This window comes from Enterococcus sp. C74 (genome assembly GCF_040887125.1).
Classification (GTDB): domain Bacteria; phylum Bacillota; class Bacilli; order Lactobacillales; family Enterococcaceae; genus Enterococcus_B; species Enterococcus_B hirae.
Window position 1 is genome coordinate 24,999 of the sequence record NZ_JBFOFA010000015.1, and the last position, 18,581, is coordinate 43,579.

An 18,581-nucleotide genomic window follows, 5' to 3' on the forward strand; every position below is an offset into this window, starting at 1 on the left:
ATTACTTAGCTAAATGAATCCTCACAACGTAAGCTGATTGGTACTCCTTGCTCTTGCAACGTAGTTACATGCAGTTCGCCCCAATCACATAACGCATCTAACACACTACTTAATGTTTGACCATATTCACTTAAGGAATAAACAACTTTTGGTGGAACCTGATGATATGAGGTTCGTACAACAATACCGTCTGCTTCTAATTCACGCAATTGTTGAGTCAACATCTTTTGGCTAAGATTAGGAATTTTTCGTTTTAAGTCGCTGGGACGAAGCGGACTGTGACGCAGGTTGCATAAAATAATCGGTTTCCATTTCCCACCGATAACATCCATCGTGGCTTCTACACCAATATTATACGTTTTTTCAATCATATTTCCCTCCTAAAATCCTTTTACTATCCAATAGTTACTTTTTAGACACTATAGCACAATAAAGTAGGTACTATCTATTAGAGCCTATCTAGTATACATTATATCTATTGAAAATTAAAGGAGGAGTATAGATGATCCATTCATTGAATGATCGAATCATGTTAAATAACCAAATAGAAATTCCAGGGATAGGACTTGGTGTCTTTCAAATCCCTGATACCCAAACTGCTGAAGTAGTCAAAGAAGGCATTGTAAAGGGCTATCGGTTGATTGATACTGCTCAAATATATGATAATGAAATTGGTACAGGAATCGGAATCAAAGAAGGGCTGAAAGCTGCTGGAATTTCTCGAGAAGAACTATTCGTAACCTCCAAAGTCTGGAACGATCATTTAACCTATGACGAAACGATCCAAGCTTTTGAAACCAGTTTAGCACGTCTAGGACTAGACTATCTAGATCTTTATTTAATCCATTGGCCTGGCGAAGATGCATTTTTAGAGTCATGGCGTGCTTTGGAACAATTATATCAAGCGGGGAAAATCAAAGCGATTGGTGTTAGCAATTTTCAAATCACTCATTTAGAAAAATTATTGACACACGCAAATGTCATTCCTGTTCTCAACCAAGTGGAACTACATCCAAAGTTATCTCAAATTGAACTACGCAATTTCTGCGCAAAACATGCAATAAAGATCCAAGCGTGGTCTCCTTTGATGCAAGGGAAACTATTGAATCACCCAACTATAGTAGAGATTGCTGAAGCGCATCATATTACTCCAGCCCAAGTAATCTTACGTTGGGATGTCCAGCAAGACATCTTATTAGTGGTCAAGTCAGTTAAGCCCGAACGAATGAAAAGTAATGCTGACATTTTTGATTTCGTTCTTTCTGAAGATGAAATGACGGTTTTGAATGCACTGAACGATCATTTTCGGGTAGGGCCAAATCCTGATACATTCGATTTTAAATAAAGGAGGAAGATGTAAGATGGAACTAGGTTTATCTCATAAGGTTGCGTTAGTCACTGGCTCAACGAAAGGCATCGGAAAGGCCATTGCGATCGAATTGGCAAAAGAAGGTGCAGATGTCATCATCAATGGTCGTCACGCACCGCTTGTTGATCAAGTGGTCACTGAATTAAAAGCAAAATTCCCCCAAACTAACCCTCAGCGTGCGCCATTTGATTTAGCAGATCCAGAAGCACGGCAAGAACTGTTTACGCAATTTCCTACAATAGATATTTTGATCAATAATATGGGGATTTTTGAACCGATGGATTATTTAGCTATCACAGATGATATTTGGGAACATTTTTTCCAAGTCAATGTTCTTGCTGGAAATGCATTAGCCAAAAATTATTTACCTAAAATGTTGAAGCAAGATTTTGGTCGTATCCTTTTTATTGCGAGTGAAGAAGCAGTGATGCCTTCAGGTGAAATGGCTCAATACAGTATGACCAAAACAATGAATCTTTCTTTAGCAAAAAGTTTATCCAAATTGACTGTTGGCTCTCAAGTGACCGTCAACACGATCATGCCTGGCTCCACCTTGACAGAGGGCGTTCAAGGAATGTTAACAACAATGTACGCAGACAGCCAATTGCCTGAATCTGAATGGGAACAAGATTTTATGAAAAATCATCGTCCACTCTCACAGATCCAACGCTTGATCCGACCAGAAGAAATCGGGCGTTTTGTTGCATTTGTTTCTAGCCCCTATGCAACTTCTTTTTCTGGCGCTGCCTTGCGACTTGATGGAGGATTGGTGCCAACGATTTATTAAGAACGATTTTGTAACACAAATCAATTTCTTCTTACTAAAGAGCCAGTATGATTTTTCATTCGAACAAATGTGAGAAACAAAAAACGAAGGATACCGAGCCAAAACTTGCCTCAGTCTCATTAGAAAAAAGACAAGCCCAACTATTTGTTAGGCTTGTCTTTTATTTCAAGCAAGAATTTTCTTTCTTGACTGTATTTTATTGATTTAAAAGAATGGGTAACGTATTTGCTAGCTCTTCTTTGCGAACTTCAACCATTTCCCCAGTTTTCTTAATTTTGACTTCAACGATACCATCCACCGCTTTTTTACCTACTGTAATTCTAATTGGACAGCCAATTAAATCGGAATCTGCAAATTTCACACCTGCACGCTCATTACGATCGTCAACGAGTACTTGATAACCAGCAGCCAACATCGTTTGTTCAACTTCTTCGGTTAAGTTCGTTTGGTTTTCGTCTTTTAGATTCATTTGAACAACATGTAAATCAAAAGGCGCGATTCCTTTAGGCCAGTTAATGCCATTTTCATCTGAATTTTGTTCAACGATTGCTGAAAGTAGACGACTTACGCCAATTCCGTAACAACCCATAATGACAAATTTTTCACGTCCATTTTCATCTAATACGGTTGCGCCCATTGATTCACTATAGCGTGTGCCTAATTTAAAGATATGTCCGATTTCGATTCCACGTGTAAATGCCAATACACCATTATTATCAGGTGATGGATCTCCTTCTTGAACAAAGCGAAGGTCTTCATATGAGATCACTTCAAAATCTCGTTCTGGGTTGACATTCACATAATGGAACCCAGTTTCATTCGCTCCAGTAATAGCGTTCGCTAAGTCTTGGACATGACGATCAGCGTAGACTTTTACTTCTTCTGCTACACCGATTGGACCAACAGAGCCGAAATCTGCTCCTAGGTATTTTTGAGCATCTTCTTCTGTTGCTTCTTCTAAGAAATCAACCGCTAAAAAGTTTTTCAGTTTCACATCATTGACATCGTGGTCCCCACGTACTAATACCAATACTGGGTTTTCGTCTGCCATAAATAAAACAGATTTAATGATTTTTTGTGGTTCAGTTTCAAAGAAGTTCGCTACTTCTTCAATCGTTTTTACATCTGGTGTCGCAATTTTTTCTAATTCAAGTTGTGTTTCATGTGATTTTTTAGGGACATAATAACTTGTCGCCATTTCTAAGTTAGCGGCATAATCGCTTTCTGTTGAGTAACAGATCGTATCTTCACCGATTTCTGAGATCGCCATGAATTCTTTTGAATCTTTACCACCCATTGCGCCACCATCACCAATGATTGCTCGGAAATCTAACCCACAACGTTTGAAAATCTCAGTATATGCTTTTTCATAATCTTTATACGCTTCATCTAAACTTTCTTCTGATGAATGGAAAGAGTAAGCATCTTTCATAATAAATTCTCTGCCACGTAATAACCCAAACCGTGGACGTTTTTCATCACGATATTTTGTCTGGATTTGGTAAAGGTTCAACGGCAATTTTTTATAGGAATTGACTTCATTGCGAATCAATTCAGTAAATGTTTCTTCATGAGTTGGACCTAAGATCATTTTGCGATCATTACGATCATTGAGACGATATAAATTTGGGCCGTAAGTTTCATAACGACCAGATTCTTCCCACAATTCCGCAGGTAAGAGAGCTGGCATCAACATTTCGACAGCGCCAATCTTTTCAAATTCTTCACGCATGATCGTTTTTAATTTTTCCAATACACGATTAGCAAGAGGCAAATAAGAATAAATACCAGCTGAAACTTGGCGAATATACCCTGCTCTTAATAAAATTTGATGACTTAGTACTTCTGCATCATTTGGAACTTCTCGTAATGTTGGAATCAACATTTTTGATTGTCTCATTCTATATACTCCTTCATTTCTCATATAATCATTTATCGTTTGTAATTATACCCTATTTATAAACTTTTTCTAGAAAAAGAATCGTTGGATATCATTCCATGTGACTAATACCATTAAAAGCATCAATAAACCGAAGCCTGCTAATGTGATAAAGCCTTCTTTTTCTTGGCTGATTGGTTTTCCACGAATCCCTTCCACGACGTTCAAGACAAGCTTTCCTCCGTCAAGCGCTGGAATTGGTAATAAGTTAACGATTCCCAAATTCATCGAAAGAATGGCCATCAAGCTAATGACCGTTAATATTCCTTGATCTGCAGCTTCTGAAGATAATTGGAACATCATTACAGGACCGCCCAATTTATTTAAACTAAAGTTTGTAAATAATGAGCCTAGTGCTTTAAAAATTTCTAATGAACTACTGAAAGCTTGTTGTGTTCCTCCAATGATTTTGTCAAAAAATCCCGTTTTCATTGGTGCTTTGATTCCTAATTGCCCATATTTTTTTCCATTCGATTCTACCACGCCTGGTGTTACTGAAAGGGTTTGTTTCTGACCATTGCGCTCGACTTCAACATTGAGTTTTTTCCCAGGATTCTCGGTGATCGTAGCCGTTAGATCTCCCCAAGAATGAATGGCATTACCATTGATCTCCAAGATTTTATCATTTTCTTTTAAACCAGCAGTTTGTGCTGCACCATTAGGTAAGACTTCGCCAATTTGATTCGTGTTAGTGACTTGAACTCCGCCATGCATAAAAGCAAGCAGAATAAATAACAAAATAGCTAACAAGAAATTATTCATTGGTCCTGCGAAATTCGTCAACATCCGTTGCCATAATTTGGCTGATTGGAACTGCACGTCTTTTGGAGCGATTCGAAGTTCTGTGCCATCGGCTTCAATGATCGAAGCATCATGCGCGACAGAATAAGTCACTTCTTGTTCTTCCTCGCCATTGACATAGCCAGTAATCGTTAATTCTTCTTCAAGATCATAACGAATCAATTCCATCGGGATACTATTTGTAAGCTGTACTTTTTTACTTAAATTGATTTTCTCTACGATACCATCAGAATTTAATAAAAGAGATAACGGCATTCCCGGAGCCATCTCTGTTTCATCGTCCCCGTTTCCTGCCATCCTCACATAACCTCCGATTGGCAATAAACGTAGTGTATAGGTAGTTCCGTCCTTAGCTTGATGCCCATAAATTTTGGGTCCCATACCAATTGCAAACTCTCGAACGAGAATTCCTGATCGTTTCGCAAAGAAGAAGTGTCCAAATTCATGAACAATGACCAAAATGCCAAAAACAATAATAAATGTAATAATTGTTTTCATTTTACATTCTCCTTTACTTTTTTTTAGGTTAAATAAAACATCTTAATTTTACCATATTAATAGCTATTCACCAATAGCCCTAGTTTTTTTAAAGAAAAGAGGTGGCGCTGGAAATAATCAATTTTTAGAAATAAGCCGAATAATCCAAAACTATTTTTCTTCTGGATTATTCGGCTTATTTTCTGAACGAACAACTTCTAAGACACCACGTATTCTTTTTTGAGTAAGATGTGAACATTAAACTCGCATATTGATTTGAAAAAAGATAATGCTTCATTCCCATACCCATATTTAGTTAACAACTCATTGGCATACTATTAAACTATTGTTATTTATAAATGAGTAGACGATTAGGCAAGTGCTCATTCAAGTCTTTGATGATCACTAAATCAATCCAAATAAATGCATGATTGGAAAGACAAAAAGCAAACTATCAAAACGATCTAGTATCCCGCCATGCCCTGGTAAGATATTCCCAGAATCTTTGACATCGTAGTGACGTTTGATCGAAGATTCAACGAGATCACCAAATTGTCCCACGATCGATAAGAGCATCGTTACAAGGAGCATGAAGAACAGCCCATGTCCAAATAATTCTTTGGCTGGATAGAACAAGAAGTACAACAAAGCAACGACTAATGCACTAGCAATACCACCTAATGCTCCTTCGATTGTTTTATTTGGTGAAACATCTGGACTTAACTTATGTTTTCCGTATTGTCTTCCAACCATATAAGCACCGATATCAGTTGCCCAAACGACAAATAATCCAAAGAGCAAGACTGCCAAACCTTCTGTTCTTGCATTGACGAAATTTTGAAATCCAATACCTACATATAAACTAGTAATTACCGGGAACCCCGCTTCATCAATCGTATAGGTATTCTTTGAAATAACTGATGTCCCTAACAAGATCATGACGATCAAGTAAAAGAGCATAAACGTGCTTGTCTTCTCCGGTAAAAAGAAAAACCAACGTTCTTTTGGTAGAACTAAAATAACTGCTCCAATCGCTGATAATATTCCTTCAAAACTTAACAACGTCAAGCCCTTCATACGGAATAACTCATAGACACCGACGACTGCTAACAAAGCTGCTACAAATTCGATTGTGATTCCACCGATCCATATAATTGGTATAAATAGGACCAGGGCAATAGCAGCTGTGATCACTCGTTGCTTCATGACTGATCTCCTTCTTTCTCTGTTTTCTTCACGCCACCGAAACGACGGTCTCTGTTTTGAAATGCTGCGATTGCTTCTTCTAGATGCGCCCCATCAAAATCAGGCCACAAAGCTTTTGTGAAATACAATTCGCTGTATGCAAGTTGCCAAAGCAAGAAGTTACTAATTCTTTCTTCCCCACTTGTTCGAATAACCAATTCAGGATCCCGCCATTCGGTTGGCAAAAAACCAGTCATGAGATGATCTGCAATCAGTTCTTCGTCAATAGCTTCAATCGCAGTTTCTTCATTTTTGACTTCTTCAGCAATTTTTTTGACTGCTGTCACAATCTCTGCTCTGCTTCCATAATTCAAAGCAAAGTTAAGGATCATTCCAGTATTATCTTTTGTTTGCTCAATTGCTCGACGAACAGCATCTTGTGTATGTTCAGGTAATACTTCTTCATAGCCCATGACACGAACCTGAACGTTTTCTTTGATCAATTCTGGAACAAATGTATCAAAAAAATCCACTGGAAGTTGCATCAAAAAACGGACTTCATCTTTTGGTCGTTTCCAATTTTCTGTTGAAAAAGCATAGAGGGTTAAAACTTTCACACCTAAACGAGAAGCTTGTTTGGTTACTTTTTTAACTGTCTCCATCCCTTCTTTATGTCCAGCAACTCGAGGTAAACGTCGATTTTGGGCCCAACGACCATTTCCGTCCATAATGATTGCGATATGCTGAGGAATGGGACCTTCAGCCGCAAAATGAAAATCACTTTTTTCTTGAATATACTTGTTTTTTTGCGGAAAAAAACGTAACATTCTTTTTCCTCCTATACTTAAAAGTTACCACTATCTTTAGTATTATATCAATTTATCACGTGATTTCCTATGCTGGATTACTTTTTTTAGTTATTTCTACGACTTTTTTCTTATTTTTTAACTTTTGCTATAAAAAAAGCCTAGGACAAGAAATCGTCCAAGGCTTTTTAGTAGGTATAAAAATACATAAACGGCATTGATAAAAGACTGATTCTACCAAGCTTTATGATTAAACTTCCAGTAATTCTTGTTCTTTGTCACTAGCGATTTTATCTACTTCTTTGATGCTTTCATCGGTTAGTTTTTGTACTTCTTTTTCTAATCCACGTAGATCATCTTCTGTGATATCGCCATTTTTTTGTTGTTTTTTGTATTCATCAATTGCATCACGACGAATGTTACGAACAGCGATTTTTGCATTTTCTGCTTCTTTTTTTACATCTTTTGCTAATTCTTTACGACGTTCTTCAGTTAATTGAGGAATAATTAAACGAATGACATTCCCATCATTGGTTGGACTGATTCCAATATCACTTGCCATAATTGCTTTTTCAACATCTTGTAAAATGCTCTTATCAAATGGAGTGATCATTAAAACACGTGCTTCCGGGATTTGGATTGAAGCCATTTGGTTCAAAGGTGTTGGTGCACCATAATAATTAACTGTGATTCGATCAAGTAAACTTGCATTGGCACGTCCTGCACGAATTTGTCCAAGCTCACGTTGTAAATTTTGTGCTGCTTTTTGCATTTTTTCTTTTGCTTCTGTCATAATTGCATCTGCCATTTTTTATTTCCCCCTTACAGTTGTTCCGATATTTTCGCCTAAGATTGCACGACGGATATTTCCATGTTCATTTAAATTAAAGACAAGCAATGGGATGTCATTGTCCATGCTTAGTGAGCTAGCGGTAGAGTCCATTACCTGCAACCCTTTTGCAATCACTTCTAAATGAGTCAATTCTTCAAATTTCACAGCATTTGAATCTAATTTTGGATCAGCTGAATAAACACCATCAACATTGTTTTTAGCCATTAAAATAACATCAGCGCCAATCTCAGCTGCGCGTAATGCTGCAGTAGTGTCTGTTGAAAAGTATGGATTCCCAGTTCCACCTGCAAAAATCACGATTCGGCCTTTTTCTAAATGACGTTCTGCTTTTCTGCGAATATATGGTTCAGCAATTTGTCGCATTTCGATTGATGTTTGGACACGTGTTGGCACACCAACATTTTCCAAAGTATCTTGCAACGCTAAAGCATTCATTACAGTTGCCAGCATCCCCATGTAATCAGCTTGAGCACGTTCCATTCCCATCTGAGCACCGATTTGTCCGCGCCAAATATTGCCGCCGCCTACCACGATAGCCATTTCAACGCCTAATTCGTGTACTTCTTTGATTTCTTGGATGATTTCTTTAATAACAGGCGGTTTAATTCCAAAGCCTTCATTCCCAGCTAAAGCTTCTCCACTTAATTTTAAGACAACACGCTGATATTTCGGTGTGACCATGTTCATTCCTCCAATATTTTCTATTGCTATTTTACCATATTCAGGTAATTTAGCCACTAAAAGTCTAACTATTTGTACCTATGCCTAAAAAAAAGAGCTGTGACATACGTCGCTGCTCCTTTTTAATTCCAAATAAGCATACTATCTAATGTTGATCCAACATTTAAAAAGTGACTCGCAAAATGAATCAACATTAGATAACATATACTCAATTTTCAGAATTATTTTTTCACTTGGTTCATAACTTCTTCAACAAAGTTGTCTTCGCGTTTTTCGATTCCTTCGCCAACTTCAAAGCGTACAAAAGTTTTCACTGTAGCACCTTTAGAAGCAACATATTTTTCAACAGTCATATCAGGATCTTTAACGAATGGTTGGTCAACCAAAGCGATTTCTGCTTTAAATTTCTTCAAGCGTCCTTCTACCATTTTTTCAACGATATTAGCAGGCTTACCTTCGTTTAAAGCTTGTTCTGTAAGAACAGTTTTTTCATGTTCTAATTCAGCTTCAGGAATTTGAGTTTCGTTTACATAGCGAGGATTGATTGCAGCTACGTGCATAGCAACGTCTCTTGCTACAGATTCATCAGTTGTTCCATCTAAAACAGTCAATACAGCGATACGTCCGCCCATGTGTAAGTAACCACCGAAAGCAGCGTTATCTTCTTTTTCAACTACTTCAAAACGACGGAAGCTGATTTTTTCTCCGATTACTTGTGTTGCTTCGATCAAGTCAGATTCGATCGTACCTTTTTCTGTTTTGATCTTCATTGCAGCTTCCATGTCTGCAGGTTTGTTTTCTGCAACAAGTTCAGCGATTTCTTTCACTAGATCTTGGAACATTTCGTTTTTAGAAACAAAGTCTGTTTCTGAGTTAACTTCAACGATTGCTGCAGTATTTCCTTTGATTGCTACTGAAGCTAATCCTTCAGCTGCAATACGATCATTTTTCTTAGCTGCTTTAGCCATTCCTTTTTCACGTAAAAGATCTACTGCTTTTTCCATATCGCCTTCTACTTCAACTAATGCTTTTTTCGCATCCATCATACCTACGCCTGTCATTTCGCGTAGTTCTTTTACCATTTTAGCTGTTACATCTGCCATTATTGTATCCTCCTATAGTTTCTTTTTAAAAAAAGCTGTTTCAAAGGAGAGTGAGGCTTGTCGCCTAGCCTTTGAAACAGCTCCATCATTTAAAAATTATTCTGCTGAAGTGTTGTCGCCTTCTACAACGTCAACGATTTCTTCGATTGAAGTAGCATTGTTTTCTACTACAAAGTCTTCTTCAACTACTTGGTCTTCCCCTTGGTTACCTTCGATAAATGCATCAGCCATTTTTGAAGTAATCAATTTAACCGCACGAATTGCATCGTCATTTGAAGGGATAACTACGTCGATTTCGTCTGGGTCGCAGTTTGTATCAACCATAGCTACGATTGGGATATTTAATTTATGCGCTTCTTGAACAGCAATGCGCTCTTTACGTGGGTCAACGATGTACATTACATCTGGAATTCTTGGCATATCAGCGATACCACCCAAGAATTTTTCAAGACGTTCACGTTGTTTGTTCAAACCAGCAACTTCTTTTTTAGGTAGAACTTCAAAAGTTCCATCTTCTTCCATTGCATTGATTTGTTTCAAACGGCTGATACGTTTTTGGATTGTATCCCAGTTAGTCAATGTTCCACCTAACCAACGATGGTTTACAAAGTATTGTCCAGCACGTGTTGCTTCATCTTTGATTGCTTCTTGTGCTTGCTTTTTCGTACCTACGAATAAAGCTACGCCGCCTTCTTCTGCAACGCTCTTCATGTAGTCATAAGCTGCATCTACTAACTTAACAGTTTTTTGTAAGTCGATGATGTAGATTCCGTTTCTTTCTGTGAAGATATATTTCTTCATTTTTGGGTTCCAGCGACGAGTTTGGTGACCAAAATGTACGCCGGCTTCTAGTAATTGTTTCATTGAAATTACTGCCATTTTTGTTTCCTCCGATTTGGTTTTTATTTTTCCTCTCCCTGTCTTTCACCTCGCTGACAAACTTTTTCAAGCACCTATCAACGATCCAACAGGAATGTGGATTTGTTGATGCAAAAAGCATCTTTAAACATTATACAAGTAACCTACCTGTATAGCAATAGCTAAAGAGACATTCTTGCTCAACATTCAATATTTTACCTGACTTGCTAGTAAATATCAAGAGAAATCTCTAGTTGCCTCTGCATTTATTCTCATCTTTTATGCTTTACTCTCTCATTAACAAATGATCATAATTCCTAGAGTTATCTCATAAATCAGAATAATATTGGGCAACTCGAATTTTTTTTGATATGATACATGTGAAATCTTTCGTAAAGGAGAAAGAATATGCGTAAATCTGAGCGACATTTACTTATTAAACAAGTGATCGGGGAATTTACGATCCGTACACAAGAAGAACTCTTGGCCAAACTGGAGGATTATGGTGTGACAGCGACACAAGCTACGATTTCCAGAGATATTCGTGACTTAAAAATCGTAAAAGTACCAGATGAAAATGGCGTTTCCCATTTTGTTCTTTTTCAAGGAAAAAAAGGACTCGAAGCAAAAACAGATGATGAAAAACGGTTAGTCCAAATGATCGAAGACATCGTGTTAAAAGTGGAACGGGTCCATTTTCTGACGGTCGTCCATACCTTACCAGACAACGCACATCTTTTCGCTGCCGTTTTAGACGATATCAAACCACCTCATATCGTCAGTACGATTGCCGGGTTCGATACAACCATTATCATTTCCAAAGATGAAGAAGAAGCAAAATTGGTGGAAGCCTTCTTACATGCTCCCAAAGAAACAACACTTTTTTAAGCCAACTAAATTTAATCAACGCAGCATGAATCAATGAATGGATGATATCTGTCCCAATCACTTCTATATAAAATAAACCGCCCCTCACGAAAGCTACTATTATAAGTAAGCCTTTCGTAAGGGACGGTTTATTTGTGTACGTTACTTTTCTTACATTTTATCTGGTGCGTGTAAGCCAAGCAAACGTAAATCTTCTTTTAACAAGACTGTTACAGCATAAACTAATGCTAAACGCGCTTCTTTTTGGTCATCTTCAACTAAAATTTTAGTATGTGCATAATATTTATTAAATGCTTGAGCTAACTTGATTGCATGTTTCGCAATAATAGACGGTTCGTATTTTTCACCTGCTTGTAAAACAGTTTCTGGGTATTTTTGAATCAATTTTACAACTTCCCAGCTGTTTTCATCATTCAAGGCGTATTCTTGATCTGTCGATGGCGTAAAGTCGGCTTTTGCTAACAAGCTGACAGCACGAGCATGCGTATATTGTACATAAGGTCCTGTTTCACCTTCGAAACGGACAACTTCTTCTAAATTAAAGTCAAATGTATTTAGGCGATCGTTTTTTAAATCATGGAAGATAACTGCGCCAACACCGACTTGTTTAGCTACCACATCTTTATTTTCTAAATCAGGATTTTTCTCACTGATCTGTTCTTTAGCAGAGTCAATGGCTTCATTTAGCACTTCTTCAAGTAAAACAATTTTCCCTTTACGTGTTGATAGTTTTTTACCACCTTGAGTAATCAATCCGAATGGGATGTGATGCATATCATCTGACCAATCAAAGCCTAATTCTTTAAGAACAGCTTTCAATTGTTTGAAGTGATAACTTTGTTCGTTTCCGACAACATACAATGATTGTTTAAAATCATAGGTGCGTTTGCGGTAAAGAGCTGCTGCTAAATCACGAGTGATATAAAGTGTTGCACCATCTGATTTCTTGATCAACGCTGGGTTCAAATCATAAGCTGATAAGTCAACGATTTCAGCACCTTTATCTGCTTGCAATAAATGTTTTTCTTCTAAAAGTTCTACGATTTCATCCATTTTATCGTTATAGAAAGCTTCACCATTTAAAGAATCAAAACGAACTTCTAATAGATCGTAGATTTTATTGAACTCTTTCATAGATTCGTCGCGGAACCATTGCCATAATTCAATGGCTTCTTTGTCGCCTTCTTCCAAACGTTTAAACCATGAACGTGCTTCATCATTCAATTCTGGTTCTGTTTCAGCCACTTCATGGAATTGAACATACAGACGCAACAATTCATTGATTGGTTCAGAACGTACTGCTTCTTCTGAACCCCATTTTTTATAAGCCACAATCAGTTTCCCAAACTGTGTGCCCCAATCTCCTAAATGATTGATACGAATCGGGTTGTAGCCTAATTTTTCCATGATAAATCCGATGGAGTTCCCGATAACTGTAGAACGCAAATGCCCCATTGAAATCGGCTTTGCAATATTAGGAGAAGACATATCGATTGGTACGTTTCCGTTATTTCCGATGGAGCTGTCGCCATAATGTTCTTTTTCTTTCACGACAGAAGCCAAAACTTCTTTACTGATCATCGCTTTATTCATAAAGAAGTTTAAGTAAGGACCAACCACTTCGATTTTTTCAAAGTTTGTTGAATCGATTTTTTCTGCTAGGTCAGCTGCAATTTGTTGAGGGGCTTTTCGATAGATTTTCGCTAATGAAAAGGCAGGAAAGGCTACATCCCCATGGTCTGCAGATTTTGGATTTTCTAATAGTTTTTCTACTTGTTCCATTGTAAGATCGTCTTTGACAACGTCATAGATCGCTTTTGATACAATATCTTTGTTATTCATTTACATTCCTCCTATAAATACTTTTGTTTGCTGAAAACAAAAAAATCTCTAGTGATCATAGATAACTATGATCACTAGAGACGAGATATCCCGCGGTACCACTCCAGTTGTCCTATTTGCTAGGACCAGCTTCATCTGATATCGGTTGATAGCCGTCTGTCTTAGACAGAGTTCTCCAAGTGCGCTTCATTGTATCCTCTCGTTTGGCTTTCACCACACCCAAACTCGCTTTGATCAAGTAAATACAATTACTCTCTTGTTCAACAAACTATGAAATTATTATATTAATTGAATTATAGCAGAAAAAAAAACTGCTGGCTAGGGATTTCTTATAAAAAATGTCCAGAAGGTCTAAAGGAGAAGAAATACCAACTGGACACTTTTTAACATAGTTCATTTCCTAAGAAAAAGAATTCTTAGTTATCCGCTACGATGATCGTTCCTTCTTCAGACGCGAGAAGGTTCTCGATATTTTCTAAAGAAGTAATAATCGCTTTAGCTTTTGGTTTTGCCTCAACAAAGGCAATTGCCGCTTCGACTTTTGGCAGCATACTTCCTGGTGCAAATTGATTTTCATCAATGTATTGCTTCATTTCTGAAACTGAAACAGTTTCTAGTTTCTTTTGATCTGGTTTTTGATAATTTACATAAACATTATCTACTCCAGTTAAAACGATCAATAGATCTGCATCGATGATTTCCGCTAATTTTTCAGAAGCAAAATCTTTATCGATAACCGCTTCTCTACCTTCTAAACCAGTTGCCGTTTCCACAACAGGAATTCCGCCACCACCAACAGAGACTGTAATCACGCCTTGTTCTACTAACGTTTCAATCACTCGTGCTTCTTTAATTGAAATTGGTTTAGGAGAAGCCACTACTTTACGCCAGCCACGACCAGCATCTTCTTTAAAGGTTACTGTTGAATCAGCTTTCATTTGTTCATTGGCTTCTTCTTCGGTATAGAATGGTCCTACTGGTTTGCTTGGGTTTTTAAATGATGGATCGTTTTCATCAACGATGACTTGCGTAACAAGCGAAACCACATCTTTATCGATGCCTTTTTCTTTCAACACTTCACCCATTGCATTTTGTAACCAGTACCCAATTGATCCTTCTGTCATTGCAACACAAGTATCTAAAGGCATCGCTGGTGTCTTTTCTGAGTCAGCTGCTTGTTGTTGGATCAGCAAATTCCCTACTTGTGGTCCATTCCCGTGAGAAATGATCAACTCATCCCCTTGTTCAATGAATTTTACTAAGTATTTTGCTGTTTCCATCAATGCCTCTTGTTGTGCTTTTGCACTTGCATCTGTTGATAAAATCGCATTACCACCTAATGCGACAACTACTTTACGATTTGCCATATTTGTCTTCCTTTCTCCAGAGAGTTCTGAATTTTCTCAATGACAAAACAAGCCAGCCCATGATGAGGTCCATTAAAGCTGACTCGTTTTGTTCTTGAGATGAATGTGATTAACCGTTATACACGAGGAATAAACAAGTTACCAAGTGTTGCTGCCATGATTGCTTTGATTGAATGCATGCGGTTTTCTGCTTGGTCGAATTGACGTGCATATTTACTGCGGAAGACTTCATCAGTAACTTCCATCTCAGTAATGCCGAAGCGTTCTTTCATTTGTTCACCATAGATTGTGTTAGTATCATGGAATGCTGGTAAGCAATGTAAGAAAATCAAACGGTCAGTATTGTGCGTTTTTTCGATCATTTCCATGTTGATTTGGTAAGGTTTCAACAATTTGATTCGTTCTTCAAATTTATCTTCTTCACCCATTGATACCCAAACATCTGAATAAAGTACGTCAGCACCGTCAACACCTTTATCCACGTCATCAGTGATCATTAATTGTGCACCAGATTTAGCAGCAAATTCTTCTGCCATTTTGACGATTTCTTCTTCTGGTTGTAATTCTTTTGGTGCTACGATACGCATATTTGCACCTAAAATAGCCCCAGTCACAAGTAAAGAGTTCGCCATGTTGTTACGTCCGTCACCACAATATGCCACTGTGATTCCTTCAACTGTTCCAAAGTTTTCTTGGATTGTTAAGAAATCTGCGATCATTTGTGTTGGATGCCATTCGTCTGTTAAACCATTCCATACTGGAACACCAGAAAATTCTGCTAGTTCTTCCACCATTTTTTGGCTAAAGCCGCGGAACTCAATTCCGTCAAACATTCGACCTAATACTTTAGCTGTATCTTCTGTTGATTCTTTTTTACCTAATTGGATATCATTGGCACCTAGATATTCAGGATGCGCACCTAAATCGATTGCTGCAGTTGTAAAAGCTGCACGTGTACGAGTAGACGTTTTTTCAAATAAAAGTGCAATGTTTTTACCTTCTAAGTAGTGATGTGGAATGCCACGTTTTTTCAAATCTTTTAAGTGCTCAGAAAAATCGATTAGATATTGCAATTCTTCTTTTGTAAAATCTTTTTCTGCTAATAAACTTCTTCCTTGAAATACTGACTCTTTCATAACTAAAATTCTCCTTTAGGTTGTTTGTTTTTGTTTTAAAGAGGAAATCTAGTGGCAGCTGACAGTTAGACTGCCACTAGCATTCATATTATTTTAAATCTTCACGTACTAATGGTTGGCTCATGCAGCGTGGACCACCACGACCGCGTGACAACTCACTTGAATTGATTTCCAATACTTTGATGCCATAGCTACGTAATAATTCATTGGATACATAGTTACGGTTGTACGTTACGACAACACCTGGTGCGATTGCCAGGGTGTTAGAACCATCATTCCATTGTTCACGAGGAGCAACGATCGCATCACCATTACCAGTTGGGATCAAGACTAAATCATCCAAACCTAACGCAGCTTTTAATGACGCTTGTAAGTCATCTGAATGAGCGATCTTGATATCATCGCCTGCTTGTTCGATCGTAAAGACATCCATTTTTCCTTCTTTACTTTGGATTGCTGGATGGATCGTGAATTTATCATGGTCAACCATGGTAAACACAGTATCTAAATGCATCATTGCTCGATTGTTAGGAATCTTGATTGCTAGGACTTTTTCAAAGCCTGCATGTTTAGCAAATAAATTACGTGCTAATTTTTCGATTGCTTTAGCGCTTGTTCGTTGTGAGATACCTACAGCGACGACTTTGTCACTTAGGATTAATTCATCTCCACCTTCGATGTGATCAGGGTTTTCACGATCTAACCATACTTCAACCCCTTTGTTCGCAAAACGTGGGTGATGTTTCAAGATGTATTCAGTAAACATTGATTCACGACGACGTGCTTCAAATGTCATCATGTTAACAGTCATCCCATTTCCCATTGATGCGGAAGGATCACGTGTAAAGTAAAGGTTTGGCATTGGGTCCATATAGAATGGATAGTCGTCATCTGAAGAAAGATCATACAGACTGTTTGAACGAACTGAAATATCTTTCGTGCGGACACCCGCCATAATTTTATCTACCATTTCTTGGGTTTCCATTGATAGAAGGAACTCATGAAGACCATCTCTTACAGCAGAAGATGCAATGTGGGATTCGTCTAACATTTTATTTAAAAATTGTTCTTTGACATTGCCGGCATCAATTGCTTCTGCAGCTAATTTTTCTAGATATAAAGTTTCGACGCCTTCATCTTGCAATGTCTTTGCAAAATAGTCATGCTCTTCTTGTGCGATTGGCAGATATGGAATATCATCAAACAACAGACGGTCCATAATATCTGGTGTTAAATTTTCCACTTCTTGTCCAGGTCGTTTCAATAAAACTGTCTTTAACTTCCCTATCTCAGAGAAAACGTGAATAGGTTTATCCATGTTGTGTTGCCTCCTTCGTTTTGATTACATACATAGAATACCGCCTTTTTGTAACCACTTTCATAATTTCTTCTCATATAAAACGAGAGCAATTTCACATTATTAGAAGACAATTAAATAAATACACGTTTTTACATTTTTTATTAACTTTTATCACTTTTTTTATACTGAAAACTCTCTCAAAAAAATATTTATTCATTAAAAAATTATTTTTGAATATTTTCTTTTTCGATATTTCACAAGGTTGATAGCGCTTGCTTTATGTAATAATTGTGTTTTTTATACAAAAATACCAATCATTAAAAAGAATTATGCAATCTATCTGTATAAATTATTCATAATAACAAAAAAGATTGATCACAAAGAATAAAATTGCTGTTTTAACCATGATTTTTCTTCTAGGTTAAAACTTTACATTTAAGTCAAAACCAGTCACAATATAGTATGTAGCTGAAAGTAAGGAGTGGGAGTTTTATGCGTATAAATAGAATTGATTATCATTTTTCAAAGTTACGCTATCAACCTGATTTTGAAAACTTTACTGACGAGGAATTTGAGCTCATTAAAGAGCATACGATCCTTCGTTCTTATAAAAAAGGACAAATTTTATTTGATGAAGGAGATGAACGACAACGTCTCTACATTTTAACATCAGGATTGGTTCGTCTAGAACGATATGATGAAAGTGCTACTTATTATTATTATGATTATGTCAATCCAAATAACCTTTTCCCAATGTCTGGTATTTTTGAAGAAGGAATTTATTCATACACTGCTCAAGCAATGACAGACATCGAAACTTTCTCTTTCCCAGTATCTTGTTATGAAAAAATTGCGAAAAACAATCCAAAACAATTACTCTATATGATCCATAAAATCTCAAAAGTAGTAGCGATGCACGAACTGCGGATACAGATCGGTTTAACTTCTAGCGCTTTTGATCGAGTGAAACAAAACTTATTCATTTTAAAAGAAGAGCTTGGCATACCAACCACAGATGGCCATGTCGAAATTCCATACCCTATCACACTAAAAGAATTAGCGGTTAATAGTGGGACAACGAGAGAGACTGCTGGACAAGTAATCAAACAGTTAAAAGATTCTGGTTTATTAGATTACCAAAAGAAACGGTTTACTTTTTGTAAAACTGCTGTGACGCCTGCTTTAAGAG

At 37.3% G+C, this 18,581-nt stretch carries 17 protein-coding genes; 4 read left to right on the forward strand and 13 right to left on the reverse strand.

The window, feature by feature from the left end; all coding sequences use genetic code 11:
• Positions 1–5 precede the first annotated feature (5 nt).
• Entirely contained in the window at positions 6–371 is a 366-nt protein-coding gene (locus tag AB3H93_RS13440) for a helix-turn-helix domain-containing protein (RefSeq protein WP_010737776.1), read from the reverse strand.
• A gap of 131 nt (positions 372–502) precedes the next feature.
• Here AB3H93_RS13440 and AB3H93_RS13445 point away from each other — a divergent pair, with 131 nt between their 5' ends.
• Together AB3H93_RS13445 and AB3H93_RS13450 are read left to right on the forward strand one after the other, a co-directional pair.
• The gene (locus AB3H93_RS13445) at positions 503–1,345 is read left to right on the forward strand and encodes an aldo/keto reductase (RefSeq protein ID WP_010718879.1); all 843 of its coding nucleotides are present in this window, start codon (positions 503–505) and stop codon (positions 1,343–1,345) included.
• A 16-nt stretch (positions 1,346–1,361) separates the two neighbouring features.
• Positions 1,362–2,156, forward strand: a complete 795-nt coding sequence (locus tag AB3H93_RS13450; RefSeq protein WP_368020699.1) for an SDR family NAD(P)-dependent oxidoreductase — start codon at positions 1,362–1,364, stop codon at positions 2,154–2,156.
• A 196-nt stretch (positions 2,157–2,352) separates the two neighbouring features.
• Here the strand turns inward: AB3H93_RS13450 and AB3H93_RS13455 are convergent, their stop codons facing one another.
• From AB3H93_RS13455 to rpsB, 8 genes are all read right to left on the reverse strand, one after another.
• Positions 2,353–4,056, reverse strand: a complete 1,704-nt coding sequence (locus AB3H93_RS13455; RefSeq protein WP_010718877.1) for a proline--tRNA ligase — start codon at positions 4,054–4,056, stop codon at positions 2,353–2,355.
• A 69-nt stretch (positions 4,057–4,125) separates the two neighbouring features.
• Positions 4,126–5,394 carry an RIP metalloprotease RseP gene (gene rseP, locus AB3H93_RS13460; protein WP_010718876.1) on the reverse strand — a complete coding sequence of 423 codons (1,269 nt, stop codon included), beginning with the start codon at positions 5,392–5,394 and terminating at the stop codon, positions 4,126–4,128.
• A 384-nt stretch (positions 5,395–5,778) separates the two neighbouring features.
• Positions 5,779–6,579 (reverse strand): phosphatidate cytidylyltransferase, encoded by an 801-nt coding sequence (locus AB3H93_RS13465; protein WP_010718875.1) that lies wholly within the window; start codon positions 6,577–6,579, stop codon positions 5,779–5,781.
• A complete protein-coding gene (locus tag AB3H93_RS13470) occupies positions 6,576–7,385 on the reverse strand; it encodes an isoprenyl transferase (protein WP_010718874.1) in 810 nt (269 codons plus the stop codon). The genes AB3H93_RS13465 and AB3H93_RS13470 overlap by 4 nt, the downstream gene beginning before the upstream one ends.
• Positions 7,386–7,614: 229 nt before the next feature.
• A complete protein-coding gene (gene frr / locus AB3H93_RS13475) occupies positions 7,615–8,172 on the reverse strand; it encodes a ribosome recycling factor (protein ID WP_010718873.1) in 558 nt (185 codons plus the stop codon).
• 3 nt (positions 8,173–8,175) lie between these two features.
• A complete protein-coding gene (gene pyrH, locus AB3H93_RS13480; RefSeq protein WP_010718872.1) occupies positions 8,176–8,898 on the reverse strand; it encodes a UMP kinase in 723 nt (240 codons plus the stop codon).
• 221 nt (positions 8,899–9,119) lie between these two features.
• Positions 9,120–10,001, reverse strand: a complete 882-nt coding sequence (tsf, locus tag AB3H93_RS13485) for a translation elongation factor Ts (protein ID WP_010718871.1) — start codon at positions 9,999–10,001, stop codon at positions 9,120–9,122.
• A gap of 96 nt (positions 10,002–10,097) precedes the next feature.
• On the reverse strand, positions 10,098–10,880 hold the full coding sequence (gene rpsB, locus AB3H93_RS13490; RefSeq protein ID WP_010718870.1) for a 30S ribosomal protein S2: 783 nt from the start codon (positions 10,878–10,880) through the stop codon (positions 10,098–10,100).
• 387 nt (positions 10,881–11,267) lie between these two features.
• Here rpsB and AB3H93_RS13495 point away from each other — a divergent pair, with 387 nt between their 5' ends.
• The gene (locus AB3H93_RS13495) at positions 11,268–11,747 is read left to right on the forward strand and encodes an arginine repressor (protein ID WP_010718869.1); all 480 of its coding nucleotides are present in this window, start codon (positions 11,268–11,270) and stop codon (positions 11,745–11,747) included.
• A 150-nt stretch (positions 11,748–11,897) separates the two neighbouring features.
• Here the strand turns inward: AB3H93_RS13495 and argS are convergent, their stop codons facing one another.
• The 4 genes from argS to arcA all read right to left on the reverse strand — a co-directional run bounded on the left by argS (position 11,898) and on the right by arcA (position 17,410).
• Positions 11,898–13,589: an arginine--tRNA ligase gene (gene argS, locus AB3H93_RS13500; protein WP_034698338.1), complete on the reverse strand. Its 1,692-nt coding sequence runs from the start codon at positions 13,587–13,589 to the stop codon at positions 11,898–11,900.
• A gap of 416 nt (positions 13,590–14,005) precedes the next feature.
• The gene (arcC, locus tag AB3H93_RS13505) at positions 14,006–14,956 is read right to left on the reverse strand and encodes a carbamate kinase (protein ID WP_010718867.1); all 951 of its coding nucleotides are present in this window, start codon (positions 14,954–14,956) and stop codon (positions 14,006–14,008) included.
• Positions 14,957–15,072: 116 nt separating this feature from the next.
• Positions 15,073–16,092: an ornithine carbamoyltransferase gene (argF, locus tag AB3H93_RS13510; protein ID WP_010718866.1), complete on the reverse strand. Its 1,020-nt coding sequence runs from the start codon at positions 16,090–16,092 to the stop codon at positions 15,073–15,075.
• 88 nt (positions 16,093–16,180) lie between these two features.
• Positions 16,181–17,410 (reverse strand): arginine deiminase, encoded by a 1,230-nt coding sequence (gene arcA, locus AB3H93_RS13515; protein ID WP_010718865.1) that lies wholly within the window; start codon positions 17,408–17,410, stop codon positions 16,181–16,183.
• A 474-nt stretch (positions 17,411–17,884) separates the two neighbouring features.
• Here arcA and AB3H93_RS13520 point away from each other — a divergent pair.
• Positions 17,885–18,581 (forward strand): Crp/Fnr family transcriptional regulator (locus AB3H93_RS13520; RefSeq protein WP_368020700.1); only part of this gene is annotated, 697 nt, incomplete at its 3' end.

Excerpts from the sequence above, each read along its gene's own strand:
- AB3H93_RS13440 (WP_010737776.1), bottom strand. The coding sequence starts at position 371 with ATGATTGAAAAAACGTATAATATTGGTGTAGAAGCCACGATGGATGTT.
- argS (WP_034698338.1), bottom strand. The coding sequence starts at position 13,589 with ATGAATAACAAAGATATTGTATCAAAAGCGATCTATGACGTTGTCAAA.
- AB3H93_RS13465 (WP_010718875.1), bottom strand. The coding sequence starts at position 6,579 with ATGAAGCAACGAGTGATCACAGCTGCTATTGCCCTGGTCCTATTTATA.
- AB3H93_RS13450 (WP_368020699.1), top strand. The coding sequence starts at position 1,362 with ATGGAACTAGGTTTATCTCATAAGGTTGCGTTAGTCACTGGCTCAACG.
- AB3H93_RS13470 (WP_010718874.1), bottom strand. The coding sequence starts at position 7,385 with ATGTTACGTTTTTTTCCGCAAAAAAACAAGTATATTCAAGAAAAAAGT.
- tsf (WP_010718871.1), bottom strand. The coding sequence starts at position 10,001 with ATGGCAGATGTAACAGCTAAAATGGTAAAAGAACTACGCGAAATGACA.
- rpsB (WP_010718870.1), bottom strand. The coding sequence starts at position 10,880 with ATGGCAGTAATTTCAATGAAACAATTACTAGAAGCCGGCGTACATTTT.
- AB3H93_RS13495 (WP_010718869.1), top strand. The coding sequence starts at position 11,268 with ATGCGTAAATCTGAGCGACATTTACTTATTAAACAAGTGATCGGGGAA.
- pyrH (WP_010718872.1), bottom strand. The coding sequence starts at position 8,898 with ATGGTCACACCGAAATATCAGCGTGTTGTCTTAAAATTAAGTGGAGAA.
- AB3H93_RS13445 (WP_010718879.1), top strand. The coding sequence starts at position 503 with ATGATCCATTCATTGAATGATCGAATCATGTTAAATAACCAAATAGAA.
- arcA (WP_010718865.1), bottom strand. The coding sequence starts at position 17,410 with ATGGATAAACCTATTCACGTTTTCTCTGAGATAGGGAAGTTAAAGACA.
- arcC (WP_010718867.1), bottom strand. The coding sequence starts at position 14,956 with ATGGCAAATCGTAAAGTAGTTGTCGCATTAGGTGGTAATGCGATTTTA.
- argF (WP_010718866.1), bottom strand. The coding sequence starts at position 16,092 with ATGAAAGAGTCAGTATTTCAAGGAAGAAGTTTATTAGCAGAAAAAGAT.
- rseP (WP_010718876.1), bottom strand. The coding sequence starts at position 5,394 with ATGAAAACAATTATTACATTTATTATTGTTTTTGGCATTTTGGTCATT.
- AB3H93_RS13455 (WP_010718877.1), bottom strand. The coding sequence starts at position 4,056 with ATGAGACAATCAAAAATGTTGATTCCAACATTACGAGAAGTTCCAAAT.
- frr (WP_010718873.1), bottom strand. The coding sequence starts at position 8,172 with ATGGCAGATGCAATTATGACAGAAGCAAAAGAAAAAATGCAAAAAGCA.